Source organism: Algoriphagus sp. oki45 (genome assembly GCF_036245605.1).
In the GTDB taxonomy this organism is placed as follows: domain Bacteria; phylum Bacteroidota; class Bacteroidia; order Cytophagales; family Cyclobacteriaceae; genus Algoriphagus.
Genome location: NZ_BTPC01000011.1, coordinates 1 through 498, shown reverse-complemented (window position 1 = coordinate 498; position 498 = coordinate 1). Strand labels below are relative to the sequence as shown.

The 498-nt window shown below is 46.4% G+C and carries 1 protein-coding gene; it reads left to right on the top strand.

Annotated elements, in window-relative coordinates:
* Window positions 1-22: 22 nt before the first annotated feature.
* The coding region (locus AAA942_RS20210) for an IS1595 family transposase (RefSeq protein ID WP_338222123.1) at window positions 23-498 on the top strand (476 nt) is incomplete at its 3' end.

Sequence of the window (498 nt, the reverse complement as noted above, 5' to 3'; positions counted from 1 at the left end):
GTCAAAATAGACGGTTTTGACCATGAACATTATCAATTTCATTAATCGGTTTCCGGACGAAGCTTCCTGCGTTGACTTCATCAAAGAACAAAGAATCCGGCAAGGGATCATTTGTAAGAAGTGCACTGGTCTCAAACACTATTGGCTTGAAAACAAGCTCTCTTTCCAGTGTGCCGCCTGTGGGTTCAGAACCAGCATCAAGAGCGGTACAGTCATGGAGAGCAGCAACTTACCGATTAGGATCTGGATGATGGCTATCACATTCATTACCGCTACCAAGAAGGGATTCAGTGCCGCTGAACTCCAAAGACAACTGGGGATGAAGCGTTATGAACCGGTTTTCAGAATGTATCACAAGCTCAGGGCTGTCATGGGAAAGCGTGATGACCGCTACAGACTTGAAGACATGGTTGAATACGATGAAGCTTTTGTGGGAAAGTCCACCAAAGCCCAAGTCCGAAGCAAACTCAAGCGAGGCCGAGGTACTCAAAAACAGTC